Origin of the sequence: Hwangdonia sp., from assembly GCF_048381975.1 — a bacterium.
Taxonomy (GTDB): Bacteria; Bacteroidota; Bacteroidia; order Flavobacteriales; family Flavobacteriaceae; genus Hwangdonia; species Hwangdonia seohaensis.
On sequence record NZ_JBLWYT010000001.1, the window covers coordinates 659,442 to 675,762 of the forward strand.

At 37.0% G+C, this 16,321-nt stretch carries 12 protein-coding genes; 6 read left to right on the forward strand and 6 right to left on the reverse strand.

Annotated features, from left to right (window positions below; all coding sequences use genetic code 11):
• Positions 1 to 189 precede the first annotated feature (189 nt).
• Positions 190 to 3,639 (forward strand): methylmalonyl-CoA mutase family protein, encoded by a 3,450-nt coding sequence (locus ACN5J7_RS02870; protein WP_418602602.1) that lies wholly within the window; start codon positions 190 to 192, stop codon positions 3,637 to 3,639.
• A 149-nt stretch (positions 3,640 to 3,788) separates the two neighbouring features.
• Here the strand turns inward: ACN5J7_RS02870 and accD are convergent, their stop codons facing one another.
• From accD to ACN5J7_RS02885, 3 genes are all read right to left on the reverse strand, one after another.
• The gene (gene accD / locus ACN5J7_RS02875) at positions 3,789 to 4,646 is read right to left on the reverse strand and encodes an acetyl-CoA carboxylase, carboxyltransferase subunit beta (RefSeq protein ID WP_311939413.1); all 858 of its coding nucleotides are present in this window, start codon (positions 4,644 to 4,646) and stop codon (positions 3,789 to 3,791) included.
• Positions 4,647 to 4,933: 287 nt separating this feature from the next.
• A complete protein-coding gene (fbaA, locus tag ACN5J7_RS02880; protein ID WP_311939416.1) occupies positions 4,934 to 6,001 on the reverse strand; it encodes a class II fructose-bisphosphate aldolase in 1,068 nt (355 codons plus the stop codon).
• Between the two features lie 201 nt (positions 6,002 to 6,202).
• A complete protein-coding gene (locus ACN5J7_RS02885; RefSeq protein ID WP_418602604.1) occupies positions 6,203 to 8,755 on the reverse strand; it encodes an outer membrane protein assembly factor in 2,553 nt (850 codons plus the stop codon).
• 242 nt (positions 8,756 to 8,997) lie between these two features.
• Between ACN5J7_RS02885 and ACN5J7_RS02890 the strand changes: the two genes are divergently transcribed.
• The gene (locus tag ACN5J7_RS02890) at positions 8,998 to 9,723 is read left to right on the forward strand and encodes a TrmH family RNA methyltransferase (RefSeq protein ID WP_418602606.1); all 726 of its coding nucleotides are present in this window, start codon (positions 8,998 to 9,000) and stop codon (positions 9,721 to 9,723) included.
• Positions 9,724 to 9,725: 2 nt separating this feature from the next.
• On the opposite strand, the gene ACN5J7_RS02895 is transcribed toward ACN5J7_RS02890, so the two are convergent.
• Positions 9,726 to 10,457 (reverse strand): porin family protein, encoded by a 732-nt coding sequence (locus tag ACN5J7_RS02895; RefSeq protein WP_311939425.1) that lies wholly within the window; start codon positions 10,455 to 10,457, stop codon positions 9,726 to 9,728.
• A 2-nt stretch (positions 10,458 to 10,459) separates the two neighbouring features.
• Positions 10,460 to 11,188, reverse strand: a complete 729-nt coding sequence (gene ubiE / locus ACN5J7_RS02900; protein ID WP_311939428.1) for a bifunctional demethylmenaquinone methyltransferase/2-methoxy-6-polyprenyl-1,4-benzoquinol methylase UbiE — start codon at positions 11,186 to 11,188, stop codon at positions 10,460 to 10,462.
• A gap of 238 nt (positions 11,189 to 11,426) precedes the next feature.
• Here ubiE and trkA point away from each other — a divergent pair, with 238 nt between their 5' ends.
• The 4 genes from trkA to ACN5J7_RS02920 all read left to right on the forward strand — a co-directional run bounded on the left by trkA (position 11,427) and on the right by ACN5J7_RS02920 (position 15,067).
• Positions 11,427 to 12,776 carry a Trk system potassium transporter TrkA gene (gene trkA / locus ACN5J7_RS02905; protein WP_311939430.1) on the forward strand — a complete coding sequence of 450 codons (1,350 nt, stop codon included), beginning with the start codon at positions 11,427 to 11,429 and terminating at the stop codon, positions 12,774 to 12,776.
• Between the two features lie 3 nt (positions 12,777 to 12,779).
• Positions 12,780 to 14,273 (forward strand): TrkH family potassium uptake protein, encoded by a 1,494-nt coding sequence (locus ACN5J7_RS02910; RefSeq protein ID WP_311939433.1) that lies wholly within the window; start codon positions 12,780 to 12,782, stop codon positions 14,271 to 14,273.
• Positions 14,274 to 14,470: 197 nt separating this feature from the next.
• Positions 14,471 to 14,632, forward strand: a complete 162-nt coding sequence (locus ACN5J7_RS02915) for a hypothetical protein (protein WP_418602609.1) — start codon at positions 14,471 to 14,473, stop codon at positions 14,630 to 14,632.
• Positions 14,633 to 14,803: 171 nt separating this feature from the next.
• Positions 14,804 to 15,067 (forward strand): hypothetical protein, encoded by a 264-nt coding sequence (locus tag ACN5J7_RS02920; protein ID WP_418602611.1) that lies wholly within the window; start codon positions 14,804 to 14,806, stop codon positions 15,065 to 15,067.
• A 55-nt stretch (positions 15,068 to 15,122) separates the two neighbouring features.
• Here ACN5J7_RS02920 and ACN5J7_RS02925 read toward each other — a convergent pair whose 3' ends face one another.
• Complete coding sequence (locus ACN5J7_RS02925; RefSeq protein ID WP_311939439.1) at positions 15,123 to 16,307, reverse strand: pyridoxal phosphate-dependent aminotransferase; 1,185 nt, start codon at positions 16,305 to 16,307, stop codon at positions 15,123 to 15,125.
• Positions 16,308 to 16,321 lie beyond the last annotated feature (14 nt).

Here is a 16,321-nt window from a genome sequence, read left to right on the forward strand (position 1 = left end):
CAATGGCCTAATTAGTTGCTTAGGTTTTATTGATGTTTTATGTTTAGACACCGCCAAAATATAAAAGTCACATTTTATATGCGAATTGCAAAATATTTAGATTTTTTAGCTTTAGAAAATTCAATTTAAATGGGCTAATTTTTTGAATATTCCGTAAATTTGACACACTAAATTCAAGATTCTTTAAGAATGATACAAACAGCACCTTATAAACCAAAATATAAAGTAAGAATAGTAACCGCAGCATCGCTTTTTGATGGGCACGATGCCTCTATAAATATCATGCGGCGCATTATTCAAGCAACTGGTGTTGAAGTGATTCATTTGGGGCACGATCGCAGCGTTGATGAAGTTGTAAATACGGCCATTCAAGAAGATGCCAATGCCATTTGTTTAACCTCGTACCAAGGTGGGCATAACGAGTATTTTAAGTATATGTTCGATTTGCTTAAAGAACGAGGTGCAGGACATATTAAAATTTTTGGCGGCGGCGGCGGTGTTATTCTTCCTAGCGAAATCAAGGATTTGATGGACTATGGCATTACGCGCATTTATTCGCCCGATGATGGTCGCGAAATGGGCTTGCAAGGTATGATTAACGATTTGGTAAAGGAGTCAGATAGCCCCACTCCAGCTCTCCCCAAAGGGGAGAGGGTTAAAGAATCTCTTAAAAACAAAAAAGTCAATACAATTGCTCGTTTGATTTCTTTAGCAGAAAATAGACATTCGGAGTTTGAGGAAGTTTTTAGCTCGGTAAATTCCTCCCTTACGGGGAGGTTAGGTGGGGCTTCTCCCATTCTGGGAATTACAGGAACCGGTGGTGCAGGAAAATCCTCTTTGGTTGATGAATTGGTACGTCGTTTTTTAATCGATTTTCCAGAGAAAACCGTGGGACTGATTTCTGTCGACCCTTCAAAACGCAAAACTGGAGGCGCGCTTTTAGGCGATAGAATTAGAATGAATGCGATTAACTCACCACGCGTTTATATGCGCAGTTTGGCAACGCGTCAATCTAACTTATCCATATCAAAACACGTCAATGAAGCCGTTGAGGTTTTAAAAGCGGCCGAGTATGATTTGATTATTCTGGAAACCTCGGGAATCGGTCAATCTGATACCGAAATTACAGATCATTCCGATGTGTCGTTGTATGTGATGACGCCAGAATTTGGTGCTGCCACGCAATTGGAGAAAATCGATATGTTGGATTTTGCGGATTTAGTTGCTATCAACAAATTTGATAAACGAGGCTCGCTTGATGCCTTGCGCGATGTGAAAAAGCAATACATGCGTAACCATCAACTTTGGGAAGTCAATAAAGACGATTTACCTGTTTTTGGAACCATCGCATCTCAGTTTAACGACCCGGGAATGAACACGCTTTATAAAGCTGTTATGGATAAATTGGTTGAAAAGACGGATGCCGATTTAAAGTCGACGTTTGAGATTTCTCAAGAAATGAGCGAAAAGATTTTTGTGATTCCTCCTTCACGAACACGTTATTTATCTGAAATTGCAGAGAGTAATCGTGCCTATGATAATAAAGCAAAAGAGCAAGTTGAGGTAGCCCAAAAACTCTACGGCATTTATAAAACAATTTGTAGCGTTGCTCTTATTTCGAACGAAAGTGAGAAATCTCATTTGAATAAATTTGGAATCAATCAGGATGAGATTCTTCAAGCTGTTCAAGATGATAAAAAAGATTTTATTAAACTGCTTTTCGCAGAATTCGATAGCGTAAAATTAAATTTAGATCCATACAATTGGGAAGTGATTACGGGCTGGGATGAAAAAGTAAACAAATACAAGAATCCCATCTATTCGTTCAAGGTAAGAGATAAGGAAATTAAAATTGAAACACATACCGAGTCGCTTTCGCATGTGCAAATCCCTAAAGTAGCTTTGCCAAAATACCAGGCTTGGGGCGATATTTTACAATGGTGTTTACAAGAAAATGTTCCGGGCGAATTTCCGTATACCTCAGGTCTGTATCCGTTTAAAAGAACAGGAGAAGATCCTGCAAGAATGTTTGCTGGCGAAGGTGGTCCGGAACGTACCAACAGGCGTTTTCATTATGTAAGTGCAGGATTGCCAGCCAAACGTTTGTCTACCGCTTTTGATAGTGTAACGCTTTATGGCAACGACCCGGATTTGCGTCCGGATATTTATGGTAAAATTGGAAATGCAGGCGTTTCTATTTGCTGTTTAGACGATGCTAAAAAACTCTATTCTGGTTTTGATTTAGCACATGTGATGACATCCGTAAGTATGACCATTAATGGTCCCGCACCTATGTTGTTGGGCTTTTTTATGAATGCTGCCATCGACCAACAATGTGAACTTTACATTAAAGAGCATGGTTTGGAAACCGAGGTTGAAGCTAAAATAGCTAAAATTTATAAAGGCAAAGAAAGACCTAAATACAATGGCCAATTACCTGAAGGAAACAATGGTTTAGGTTTAATGCTTTTAGGTGTTACCGGAGATCAAGTGTTAGCAGCAGATGTTTATGCAGAAATTAAAAAGAACACGATTGCTCAAGTTCGTGGTACCGTTCAAGCCGATATTTTAAAAGAAGACCAAGCACAAAACACCTGTATTTTTTCTACGGAATTCGCGCTGCGATTAATGGGTGATGTACAAGAATATTTTATTGAGAATAACGTTCGTAATTTTTATTCGGTTTCTATTTCCGGGTACCATATTGCCGAAGCGGGTGCAAACCCCATTACCCAATTGGCATTAACCTTATCCAACGGGTTCACTTACGTGGAATATTATTTAAGCCGAGGCATGGACATTAACAAGTTTGGTCCGAACCTATCGTTTTTCTTTTCAAACGGTATCGACCCAGAATACGCGGTAATTGGTCGTGTTGCCCGTAAAATTTGGGCCAAAGCCATGAAACATAAATATGGCGCCAATGCCAGGGCACAAATGTTAAAATACCACATTCAAACCTCCGGACGAAGTTTGCACGCCCAGGAAATTGATTTTAACGATATCCGTACCACACTTCAAGCGCTTTATGCGATTTACGACAACTGTAATTCGTTGCATACCAATGCCTACGATGAGGCGATAACCACACCAACCGAAGAATCGGTTCGTCGTGCTATGGCCATTCAGTTGATTATTAATAAAGAATTAGGACTGGCTAAAAACGAAAACCCCATACAAGGCTCTTTTATTATTGAAGAATTAACCGATTTGGTTGAAGAAGCAGTGCTTTTGGAATTTGATAGAATTACGGAACGCGGTGGCGTTTTAGGAGCTATGGAAACCATGTACCAACGCAGTAAAATACAGGAAGAAAGCTTGTATTATGAAACCTTGAAGCACAATGGCGATTTTCCGATTATTGGGGTAAATACGTTTTTAAGTTCAAAAGGCTCCCCAACCATTATTCCCAAAGAAGTGATTCGTGCCACTGAAGATGAAAAGCAATTTCAAATTAAAACCTTAGAGAATTTACATAAGGCCAATGATACAAAAGCGTTATTAAAAGACCTTCAAAACAAGGCCGTAAATAATGAAAATATTTTTGAAGCTTTAATGGATGTTTGTAAAGTGTGCTCTTTAGGTGAAATTACTTCAGCGCTATTTGAAGTGGGTGGGCAGTACAGACGAAATATGTAAGCAGAGAACCACTTTTCGTTTTTTACGAAAGGGAGGTGCATGGTTTTAGTTGCCAATTACATCAAAAAATAAAAAATCCCAGATTACATATGTAATCTGGGATTTTTTATTTGCGTCGTTTATAAGAACCTTACAATAAGTGCTTTTTTCTAAGCTCTTAAAGGTTGATTGGTAATCAAATCGATATATTGATTAACCTTGTTTTTAAGTTCTTTTCTGTGGGTAATAAAATCTAAAAATCCGTGTTCCAATAAAAATTCGGAGGTTTGGAAACCTTCAGGCAATTCTTTTCCTGTGGTGTCTCTTACAATACGCGGTCCTGCAAAACCTATTAAAGCACCGGGTTCGGCAATGTTGATATCGCCCAACATGGCAAATGAGGCTGTTGTGCCTCCCGTTGTGGGGTCGGTACAAAGCGAAATATAGGGTATGCCGGCATCGGCTAATTGAGCCAGTTTTACCGATGTTTTTGCCAACTGCATTAATGATAAAGCAGCTTCCATCATACGTGCGCCTCCAGATTTAGAGATAATCATAAAAGGCAGTTTGTTTTTTAAGGCATAGTCTGCTGCACGTGCAATTTTTTCGCCAACAACGCTACCCATTGAGCCTCCAATAAAAGCAAAATCCATACAGGAAACCACTAAATCTTTTCCTTTTGATTTACCTACCGCACTTCGTACGGCATCCTTTAATTTGGTTTTATTCTGTGCTGCTTTTAAACGGTCGGGGTATTTTTTGGTGTCGACGAATTTAAGGGGGTCTTTAGATTCTAAATTGGCATCTAATTCTTTAAACTTATTGTCGTCGAAAAGAATTTCGAAGTATTCTTTACTGCCAATTCTAACATGGTAACCATCTTCTGGACTTACGTAAAAATTCTGTTCTAATTCTTTGGTATCGACAATTTTGCCCGTTGGCGATTTGTACCAAAGTCCTTTTGGGGTGTCTTTTTTTTCTTGAGTACTGGTATGTATTCCTTTATCTTTTCTTTTAAACCAAGACATAATGACTTACGATTTTAGATTTATGATTGCAAATTTTGATGTATTTGCAAACTGCGTTAGGGATTGAGGCATTTGTTGAAGCTCTCCCAATTTTTATTGGGAAGCGACTGCCGAAAGCCCGACCACAAAATTAAACCTTTATTTTAATTTTGTGGTAACGCCATGGTAATTTTATTAACTAAATTCCAATAATAGGTTTGTAATATAATGTTTTTGTGTGATATAAATAAAAAAAGATCTTGTAGCAATACAAGACCTTTTGTGTGTTGTGTAACAATTGACCTGGGTTATAAGGTGTTTACGTTATTTAAATCTTCGAATGCCTTTTTTAAGCGTGCTACAAATGTTTTTTCGCCTTCGCGCAGCCAAACTCTTGGGTCGTAATATTTTTTGTTTGGTACATCATCGCCATCCGGATTGCCTATTTGCGATTTTAAATATTCGGATTTTTCGCCCATATAGTCGCGGATACCACTCATAAATGCGTATTGTAAATCGGTATCGATATTCATTTTTATTACACCGTAGCTGATGCCTTCGCGAATTTCTTCCACCGTTGAACCGGAGCCGCCGTGGAAGACAAAATCGATATGATTATGCTCTACACCGTATTTTTTAGAAACATATTCTTGCGAATTCTTTAATATTTTTGGTGTTAGCTTAACGTTTCCTGGTTTGTAAACCCCGTGCACGTTACCAAATGCCGCAGCAATGGTAAACTGGTCGCTTACTTTGCTCAACTCCTCGTAAGCGTAAGCCACTTCTTCGGGCTGTGTGTATAGTTTAGAATCGTCTACATCGGTGTTGTCTACACCGTCTTCTTCACCACCTGTAATACCTAATTCAATTTCCAAGGTCATGCCCATTTTAGACATGCGCTTTAAATAGGTTTTACAAATTTCAATGTTTTCTTCTAAAGGTTCTTCGGAAAGGTCGATCATGTGCGAACTGAACAATGATTTCCCGGTTTCCTTAAAATGTACCTCGCTGGCATCCAATAAACCATCAATCCAAGGCAATAGTTTTTTTGCACAGTGATCGGTATGTAAAATTACAGGAACACCATAAGCCTCTGCCAATGTATGTACATGTTTTGCACCGGCAACGGCACCGGCGATGGCCGCTTTTTGCCCATCGTTACTTAGTCCTTTGCCTGCATTAAATTGTGCGCCACCATTTGAAAATTGAATGATTACCGGAGCGTTTAAGTCCCTAGCAGTTTCCAAAACACCATTTATAGTATCCGAACCAATAACGTTAACAGCAGGAAGTGCATAATTATTAGCTTTTGCGTGGTTAAAAATAGCTTGTACTTCTAAGCCTGTTGCAACACCTGGTTTTATATTGTGTCCCATATTTTTTTATTTAATTGATTAATAATTAGTATTTTCAAAAGTAATCAATTTTTAAATAATTTGCTTTGTTTTTGATGAGTTAAACGGCTATTATAACACTAAAACGTTATAGTTTATTTGATGAATCTGGTTTCCGCTTTAGCGAGAACAACAGTTTGATTCGCAACTTTAACACAGGATTTTGGGGCGTGATTTTGAGAATTAAAACGGATAGTTGATACCAATATTATACACGGCATTGGCAAAGTTGTAATCGTTAAACCAACGGTTTTGGGCTCTGTAAGAAGGGTCGTAAGTTTTAAAGCCGATATCGAAACGGAACACAAAAAAACTAAAGTCGTAACGAAAACCAAAACCAGAACCAATGGCGATATCCTTTAGGGAACTGAAACCGGTAAAGGTTGCGTTGTCGTCATTTACATCGTCGAGGGCATTCCAAATGTTTCCTGTATCAATAAAAACAGCCCCGTTTAATTTTTCGAATATATTAAAACGCTGCTCTACACTAAAAGCCAATTTTAGGTTGGCCTCGTTAAACTCATCTGAGGTTTCTGAGCTTCCCGGACCTAAGCCATAAGCGGTCCAAGCCCGATTATCGTTGGCACCACCGGCAAAGAAACTTTTGGAAAAAGGAATGCTGGACGAGTTGCCGTAAGGTATGGCAATACCAAAAAAACCGCGCAATGCCAACACGTTTTTTCTGCCTAAATCCCAGTGTTTAACATAGTCAAATTCCGTTTTAATGTATTGCGAATAGGCCACGTTAAAAAGCTCATAGCGATTGTTGGCATTTTTATTTAGTCCCAAAAGCTTTGAAGCGTTGGCAAGCAAATTTCCTGCGGCTTCTACCTTAAAACGGAAAATTGAAAAATCTTCGTCAAATAGGTTTTGGCGTTTATCTTGTATAAAACTAAAACTCGATGAAAAAATCAGGTTGTTTTCGGTGAGTCGCTTTTTGCGTTCGTCAATACTGTTTACGGTTTTGTAATCGGTTGGATTACTGGTTTCAAAACTGTTGTCGTTAATAACCAAATCGATAAAATCATCGGCGCTTTCCTGAATTAAAATTTCGTTACCGTTATCGTCTAAAGTGATAAATTCGGGTGGGGTATTATACGAGTCTAAAGCGATATTTTCTAAAGTTCTATACGCGTTTTGATAGATGCCAAAATAATTCCCAACATTGAGGTTTCTAACATACTGCACATTAAATAAATCGAGCCTGTTGGTGCCGATACTGGTAGGATTCCATTTGTAATTAAATGTTCCCGTAAAGGTTTGTTTGTCTAAACCTATGTTGGTTTGACTGGTTGCCGATAAACTAATCCTGGTTTTTGGCAACATGTATTTCGGGATGATATTTTCGGTATAAAACGGTGAAAATAACCGTGGGATAGTCAGTTTTAAATCGACACCAATTTCATTAATGTCAAAAAACTGTTTGCTATTGTTGCTTGCATCATCTGAGGCACCAATGGCACCAATGGCCGAAATTTCAAAAGTTTCCGCACCTCTAAAAATATTTCTTATAAGCAAACTAGGGTTTAACGAAAACCCGATGGCTTGAATGTTGCTTTTAGAAACTTCGGCGCTAAAGCCCAAACCGAATTTTTTTAAAGGCGTTAAATGAATGTTTGCGGTTAGGGTAGAGTCGAGGTTTTCAATATAATTTATATCCGGATATTTAAAGGTGCGCAATTCGCTAATGTGCCTGTACGAGCGGGTGCGGTCCAAATCTTTAAAAATAGTTCCCGGATTAATAAATACAGCATCTGTTAATGCTTTTGGCCGGTACCGCATTTTGTTGAAACTGTATAGTTTGTAACTATTATAGGATATGGAATCCTGAAATGGTTCGTTTCTGTTTTCAAACGTGTAGTCGGTAAAAATATTAACGTCTTTTATTTTATAAACCTTAAAAGGCCTGCGTATAACGGAATCTTGTGTTCTAATGGCTCGATTTTGAATGATAACATCGATGTTGGCTTTTTTATTGGTATTAATCGTATCAACATTAAACATAATATAATCTTGATTGAAATGAAATACACCAGAATTGCGCATTTGGGTGGCAATGCGGTTGCGCTCAAGTCCTAAATTAGCATAAACCAATTGATCGTTTTGTTTAATAATAGCACGTTGCTTACCATGTTTGTACAACGAATCTATAATAGGCGATTTAATGTTTTTTGTAATGGAATCAATAATATAGGGTTTGCCGTGTTTAACAAAATAATCAATACTTGCGCGTTGGTTGTCTTTTTTGCTTATTTCGTAATCTACTTCCACATTGCTCCAACCGTTAAACTTATAATAAGACTCTAATCGCTTTGTGCTTTTTAGGGTTTTTTCCTCGTTGACAATTACTGGTGGCTCTCCTGTGTTTTTTAGCCAATTATTAAATCCTAAAGCCGAGGCCTTAATTTTGTCAACTTGTTTTTGTGAGTATGCTTTTTTTAAACGCTCTCGTCTTTTTGGTTTTTTGTCTAACCAAGCTTCAAAAATAGAATCTCGGTTTGGGCGGGCTAGATTGTAAATGTTCAGTCTTAAATTACCAATTAACGGAAGCCTGCTGTTTGGTTTTTGGTGCAGTAAATTGGTTATTGTTTCGGTATTGTTTTTTTTGTCGTTTACGTAAACGGTGTTTTCTACAAGTAGGTGCTCGTCATCTGCAACTCTTTTAACCGTATTACAAGAGGTGATATATCCTGCAATAAAAAATAATAGTAGTATTTTTAAGAATTGTTGTTGCAAACGAAATTATATTTAATTCAAATTATAGTTTAAAAGTTTGTTTCAATTAAAAGAAATAATAAATGCTTATTGTAAGCTCAAAAATACATTATTTCCTTAGAAAAACACCTAAATAATTTAAGTGAGATGTAACCTTTATAATATTTTTCATTTCTTTATAAAATTAAAATGAATCCAGCTTATTTAAGCGTTTTTTTGCCCATTGAAAAACGATAAATAGGTTTATAAAACTAATGATTGATATGCTCTCAAAAAACCAGATAAAATTAATAACGCGTTTAAAGCAAAAAAAATATAGATTGCAACATGGTTTTTTTGTTGTTGAGGGTATAAAAACAATCCAAGAACTATTGCAGTCTGAATTCGGGCTTTACGCCTTATTTACGACTGAAACCTTCAATATTGATGCCAAAGGCGAAGTTTTAATTACCGAAACGGAATTAAAGCGTATTAGTTTTTTAACCACGCCCAATAAAGCCCTGGCCGTTTTTAAAATACCAACACCAAAACCTATAAATACAAACGGATTAATTGTGGCACTTGACGCTATAAGGGACCCCGGAAATTTGGGCACTATTATAAGACTTTGCGATTGGTTTGGCATTACCGATTTGGTTTGTAGCAACGAAACGGTTGATTGTTTTAATCCCAAAGTGATACAAGCAACCATGGGCTCAATAAGCAGGGTAAATATAAATTATGTGGATTTGGCTGCGTTTTTAAACGAAACAAATTTACCTGTTTTTGGTGCTTTTATGGAAGGCAAAAGCGTTTACACTAAGCAATTGCCAGATTCTGCAATTCTTGTAATGGGCAATGAAGCCAACGGTGTTTCAAAAGAAGTTGAGGCAATAATAACCGAAAAAATTTCTATCCCAAGATTTGGCGATTTACAAGCTACCGAAAGTTTAAACGTTGCCACCGCAACCGCTATTTTATTGAGTGAATTTAGAAGAGGGGGAAACTGATTTTATTGAAACGTAAAATTAATAAAAACCCCACGTGTTTTCATGCTGGCAATATTACCGGTCCATGGGCTATTGGGGTCAGAATCCCTAATAAGCTCATCGTTTATGGCAAAAAGCCCACGAATTGAAGGGGTGAATTTAAAATTGTACAAATACAAATCGATGCCAAAACCAAGTTCGTAAAACAGCATGTTTTTCTTGGTTCTAAATTGCCCGTTGCTATTGTCGTTCGGGTTGGTTTCGTTGCTCGAAAGATTTAAAGCCGTTGAAAACCCGCCAACAATAAACGGTTTAAAATTATTAATGCGCTTGGTTGAAAATTTTACCAATAACGGAATATGGATGTATGTGGATTTTACTTCTCTGGTTAAATCGGAGTTATTCAAATCTGGAACACCTTCAAAATAGGTTTGACTGTAATACAGCTCTCGGGTTGTAATTAATAAACCGGGTTCCAATCGTAAATCGATAAACTTGTTTATACGTAAGTTTCCTATTAAACCCACACTAAAACCTGGGCTTCTTTTTACATAGATATCACGTAAATCTTCGTTGTAATCAAAATTAAAATCGTAATTGTTGATGCCTAAAAAATAGCCCCAACGCAATAAATTGTTATCTGTTGAACCTCTTCCTTGATTAGCATCATAAGTCACCTTTTCTTTTTTAAACAGCTGTGCATTAGAAGTTTGAGCTACTAAAAGGAATGCTAATAACAGAAAAAGGTGTTTCATTTTTATTGTTTTGATGCTGTATAGATTGTCGCTACCCCAAAGGTTTGCGGGAAATCTTCAACATTAATAAACCCAATTTCCCGTAAAATATTGTTTAAAGCTTCACCATAAGGAAAAACCGATGCCGATTCGCACAAGTATTTATAGGCGCTTCTATCTTTAGAAAAAACTCTACCAATTAGCGGTAAAATATTTTTGGTATAAAAATTATAGCCTTGTTTGTAGGGTGTCTTATCGGGCATTGAAGTTTCTAAAATCACAAAAATACCATTGGGTTTTAATACGCGCAGTATTTCCTTTAACCCATTTTCCAAGGTTTCAAAATTACGTACACCAAAGGCAACGGTAATGGCATCAAAGGTATTGTCTTTAAAAGGCATGTTTTCAGAATCGCCCAAAACCATTTCTATTTTTTGCTCTAAGCCTTTCTTTTTAATTTTTTCTTTACCAATATCCAGCATGCCACTGCTTATATCTAAACCAACAATTTTTGTGGCATTGGTTTCTGCAAGATTTATGGCTAAATCGCCGGTTCCGGTGGCAATATCCAATATGGTTTCAGGTTGTTTTTCTTTGACCAATTTAACCACTTTTTTGCGCCATTTAATATCAATTCCAAAAGAAATGACACGATTTAACCCGTCGTAATCACCAGAAATGGTATCAAACATTTTGGTAACCTGTTCCTTTTTACCTAATTCGCTGTTTTTGTATGGCTTTATTTTTGACAAATCTGTAAATTTTGGACAAACGTACATAATTTATTTTAACTTTAATATATTCGGATAAAGTCAAAATAAATTATGTAGGTTATCCCAGTCAAAATTATTAAAATAAATACAACTTGGGAAAATATAAACTTTTACAAAGTCAATATGCAATAGGTTTACAAATATTATATTGACTATAAGTGAGGTAGCAATATTTATTTTATAGTATATTTGTAGTACTTTTTATGATAAATAAATAATGAAAATAATTATTGCTGGAGCTGGTGAAGTTGGATTTCATTTAGCAAAATTATTGTCTTACGAATCTCAAGAGATTACCTTAATAGACACCAATAAAGAATGTCTTGCCTACGCCGATACCCATTTAGATATAAAAGTTCTTAAAGGCGATGCCACATCAATTGCTATTTTAAAGGAAGCACGAGTTGAATCGAGCGACCTGTTAATTGGTGTAACAGCCTCTGAAACCACAAATATTACCATTTGTGTTTTGGCCAAACAATTGGGCTCAAAACGTACTATTGCCAGAATTTCCAATACCGAATTTATAAACCATAAAGATGAAGTTGGCTTTATACGATTTGGAATCGATGAACTTATTTCCCCTGAAGCTTTGGCGGCTTCGGAAATTGAGCTTTCACTGAAGCAATCTTCATTTAACGATAATTACGAGTTTGAAGAAGGCGCACTTACCATGGCGGGTTTAACTTTGTCTAAAGAAGCGTCCTTTGTTGGGAAAAAAGTAAAACAAGCGGCTAAAATATTTCCGGAAATCCACTTTGTGCCTATTGCCATTCAGCGTGCAGGCACCCAGTTTACTATCATTCCGCGCGGAGACACCTTATTTAAAGAAGGCGATAACGTGGTGTTTGTAACCTCTGAAGGTGGCGCTGAAGAACTGTGTAAACTAACCGGAAAAGAAAATACCGAGATAAAAAATGTGATGATTCTGGGAGGAACCCAAATAGGATATAAATCGGCAAGGGATTTGTCTGAAAAAGGGTATAAAGTTAAACTTTTGGAAAAAAATAAAGAACGTGCTTTTGATATTGCAGATGCATTGCCCAATGTATTGGTGATTAATAGTGACGGTAGAAATGTTGATGTTTTAGATGAAGAAAACCTAAGCGATATGGATGCCTTTATTGCCGTTGGCGATAATTCTGAAACCAATATCATGTCGTGCTTGGTCGCCAAATCAAAAGGTGTAAAAAAGTCTATTGCCTTGGTTGAAAATATGGATTATTTCGAGTTGTCCCAATCCATAGGCATCGACACCCTTATTAACAAAAAACTATTGGCGGCCAATAATATTTTTAGATACATACGCAAGGGCGAAGTGGTGGCCATGACTAAATTGAACAACATGAATGCCGAATTGTTGGAGTTTGAAGTTAAGGCAACATCGGCAATTTGTAATAAGGTTATCAAACAAATAGACTTTCCACGGTCGGCCATTATAGCCGGAGTTATTAGAGATGGCGTGGGCTTAATTGCCCTAGGCGATTTTAAAATACAAAAAGGCGACCGTGTAGTGGTTTGCAGCTTGCTTAAATCTATAAAAGGCGTTGAAAAGTTATTCCTTTAAAACATGAAACTTAATTACAAAATCATCTTTCATTTTTTCGGGCTCCTATTATTGTTCAATGGTGGTTTTGTTTTACTGGCAGCGCTTATTAGTTTAATTTATAAAGACGGCGTTACATGGCAGCTGTTTTTAGCCGGTGTTTTAACATTGATTGTCGGTGTGTTGGGTATGCTTTTTACCAGGCACCATAAAAAAGAAATGAACAAACGCGAAGGTTATATTGTAGTAACCTTTGGCTGGATTATTATGGCGCTTGTAGGCACATTGCCTTATATTTTTACGGGAAGTATTCCCAGTTTTACCAATGCTTTTTTCGAGACGATGTCTGGTTTTACAACTACGGGAGCCAGTATTTTAAACGACATTGAAGCGGTTCCCAAAGGCGTTTTATTTTGGCGCAGTTTAACACATTGGATTGGTGGCATGGGTATAATTGTGTTGGCCATTGCCATTTTACCACTACTGGGAATTGGCGGTATGCAGCTGTTTGCTGCCGAAGCTCCAGGACCCAGTACCGATAAACTACACCCAAGAATTACCGATACCGCCAAACGTTTGTGGCTTATTTATTTTGGATATACCGCCGCCGAAACCATATTATTACAAGTTGCGGGCATGTCTTTTTTTGATGCCATTAATCATGCGTTGTGTACCTTGTCCACGGGTGGGTTTTCAACTAAAAACGCCAGTGTAGCTTATTGGAACGATCAACCTGTTATTCAATACATCATCATTGTTTTTATGTTTTTGGCCGGTACAAATTTTGTGCTGAGCTATTTTGCATTTAAAGGAAAAGTCCAGAAAATAATTAACGACGAAGAGTTTAAACTCTATTTTAAATTTATAGCTGTTTTTACGATTATTGCATCACTTATTATATATTTCAGGGCAGATATATCGGCATCGTCTATTGCGCATCCCATGGTTTGGGGCGAAGCCGAAAGTGCCTTTAGGCACGGATTGTTTCAGGTTATATCGGTGATAACAACTACGGGGTTTGTTACTGCAGATTTCACCATGTGGACGCCGTTTTTGGTCGTGTTCTTTTTCGGGCTCATGTTTTTGGGCGGATCCTCGGGTAGTACCTCTGGTGGGGTAAAAGTGGTGCGGCACTTGATATTGATAAAAAACGGTTTTTTGGAATTTAAGCGCACATTACACCCAAATGCCATAATACCGGTGCGCTACAACACAAAATCTATTTCTGGCGATATTGTTTTTAATATACTCGCTTTTTTTATTCTATATATGTTATCGTTTATAGTTGGTGCCTTAGGGTTTTCGATGATGGAAATAGATTTTAAATCTTCCGTTGGTTTGGCAGCCTCAAGTTTAGGGAACGTAGGTCCCGCCTTAGGCGATTTCGGGCCTGTAAACAATTTTGCCAATTTACCAAGTATAGGTAAATGGTGGTGTAGTTTTTTAATGCTTATTGGGCGTTTGGAACTCTTTACGGTGCTTATCTTATTTACGCCTTTCTTTTGGCGAAACAGGTAAGTTTTTTTTGAATTTTTAACAATTTATTTTGTAGGATTACGTTTATGTATTAGATAATTATTACTATTATTGTAGTGATTTTATTACCCCTATCGGTGTAATGGCCAAATGCATCATTCTTTATGGTGGGTTAATTTTGGTATAAATATTGATACATATAAGAATCAAAAAAATACTTAACCTAAAAAATTAATGCTTTGAAAAAACTAGTTGCATTTACGTCGGTTGTTGTGGTTATATTACTTGTTAATATAGACCGCGTAATCATTATTGATGATTATATTAAAGCCACCATTCTTTTTATAATAGCCGGTCTTCTATCGGTTTATGAATACAAAAGAAAAGAGAAATTGGATTAAGGTGAATCTTTTTTGTTTTTAAAACATTCAAATAGCAGTGAGGTGTTTAAAAAGGTCGAGATTTAATTTTGCGGCACATTGGTTCTTGAAAATTTAATACGATTGGTTTGTTCGGTGGCAATATATTTGCCAGACTTTAAACTATTGTTTCACTTTTCAATTTTAGAAATCATGGGTGGAGAAGGGTCTATGGCAGCAGCTAATAATTCTTTAAAGAATAACAGAAATCTTTTAAAAAAGAAAAGGAAAAGTTCTTTAGCGGGAAGCTATGGTAATTTGGAAATGGCTGAGTTTCCAGAAGCAACTCCGCAACAATTACTAGAAATTGAGAAAAAAATTAGAAATGAAAATAAGCAAGCTAGAATAAAGCAGTTAATAATATTTGCAATATTCATGCTGGTATTCCTGTCCTTTATTTATTATTTAATAAACTAAAAAAGTCACTAAATTATAGTGACTTTTTTTTTTGAATTATCTTAAAGCAAAGGTTTTAACTAACCACTTCCTTTATACGTTTTATAGCCTCAATAATTTGCTCTTGTGACGCTGCATACGAAATACGGATACAATCAGGATTTCCAAATGCTTCACCGGTTACGGTTGCCACAAGTGCTTCTTCCAATAAATACAATGAAAAATCGGTAGCGTTGTTTATGGTTTTGCCTCGAAGTGTTTTTCCGAAGTAATACGATACATTAGGGAATACATAAAATGCGCCTTCTGGTGTATTGGTTTTAAAGCCTTCAATATCATTTATTAAATTTAATATTAAATCGCGACGCACTTTAAACTCGTCAATCATAAATTGCACACGCGAAGGCGGCTCGTTTAAAGCCGTAATTACGGCACGTTGTGCAATACAGTTGGTACCGCTTGTAATTTGCCCTTGCATTTTGTTGCAGGCACGCGCAATTTTTTGAGGCGCACCAATATAACCTATACGCCAACCCGTCATCGCAAATGCTTTTGAAACACCGTTTACGGTAATCGTGCGGTCGTACATATCTTCAAACTGCGCCATACTCGCATGGCCACCAACGTAGTTTATATGTTCGTAAATTTCATCTGAAACCACATAAATATTTGGGTGTTTAACCAACACATCGGCTAAAGCCCTTAATTCGTCTTTACTGTAAATAGAGCCGCTTGGGTTACAAGGCGAACTAAACCAAATCATTTTTGTTTTTGGGGTAATAGCCGCTTCAAGTTGCGCCGGTGTCATTTTAAAATCGGTATTGATAGTGGTTTTAACTTCCACCGGAATACCATCATTTAACTTAACAATATCAGCATAACTTACCCAATATGGGCATGGTAAAATAACTTCGTCGCCAGCATTTAGCATAACCGCCGCTACATTTGCCAAACATTGTTTTGCACCTGTAGATACTACAATTTGTGGTAGGGTATACGTAAGGTTGTTGTCGCGTTTAAATTTAGTGATGATGGCCTCTTTAAGCTCAACATAACCGTCAACCGGGGTATACGAATTGTAATTATCGTTTATGGCTTGTATGGCGGCCTCTTTAATATAATCGGGTGTGTTAAAATCGGGTTCACCAAGGCTTAAGCCAATAATATCTTTTCCTTCACCTCTTAATTCCCTTGCTTTTGCAGCCATTTCCAAGGTTGCAGACGTAGCCATGTTTAAAATTCTGTCGGATAATAATTGCATATAATTGGTAAGTA

Bases quoted from the DNA above. Each gene is read 5' to 3' on its own strand.
- ACN5J7_RS02870 (WP_418602602.1), top strand. From the start codon at position 190: ATGATACAAACAGCACCTTATAAACCAAAATATAAAGTAAGAATAGTA.
- ACN5J7_RS02890 (WP_418602606.1), top strand. From the start codon at position 8,998: ATGCTCTCAAAAAACCAGATAAAATTAATAACGCGTTTAAAGCAAAAA.
- ACN5J7_RS02925 (WP_311939439.1), bottom strand. From the start codon at position 16,307: ATGCAATTATTATCCGACAGAATTTTAAACATGGCTACGTCTGCAACC.
- ACN5J7_RS02895 (WP_311939425.1), bottom strand. From the start codon at position 10,457: ATGAAACACCTTTTTCTGTTATTAGCATTCCTTTTAGTAGCTCAAACT.
- accD (WP_311939413.1), bottom strand. From the start codon at position 4,646: ATGTCTTGGTTTAAAAGAAAAGATAAAGGAATACATACCAGTACTCAA.
- trkA (WP_311939430.1), top strand. From the start codon at position 11,427: ATGAAAATAATTATTGCTGGAGCTGGTGAAGTTGGATTTCATTTAGCA.
- ACN5J7_RS02910 (WP_311939433.1), top strand. From the start codon at position 12,780: ATGAAACTTAATTACAAAATCATCTTTCATTTTTTCGGGCTCCTATTA.
- ACN5J7_RS02920 (WP_418602611.1), top strand. From the start codon at position 14,804: ATGGGTGGAGAAGGGTCTATGGCAGCAGCTAATAATTCTTTAAAGAAT.
- fbaA (WP_311939416.1), bottom strand. From the start codon at position 6,001: ATGGGACACAATATAAAACCAGGTGTTGCAACAGGCTTAGAAGTACAA.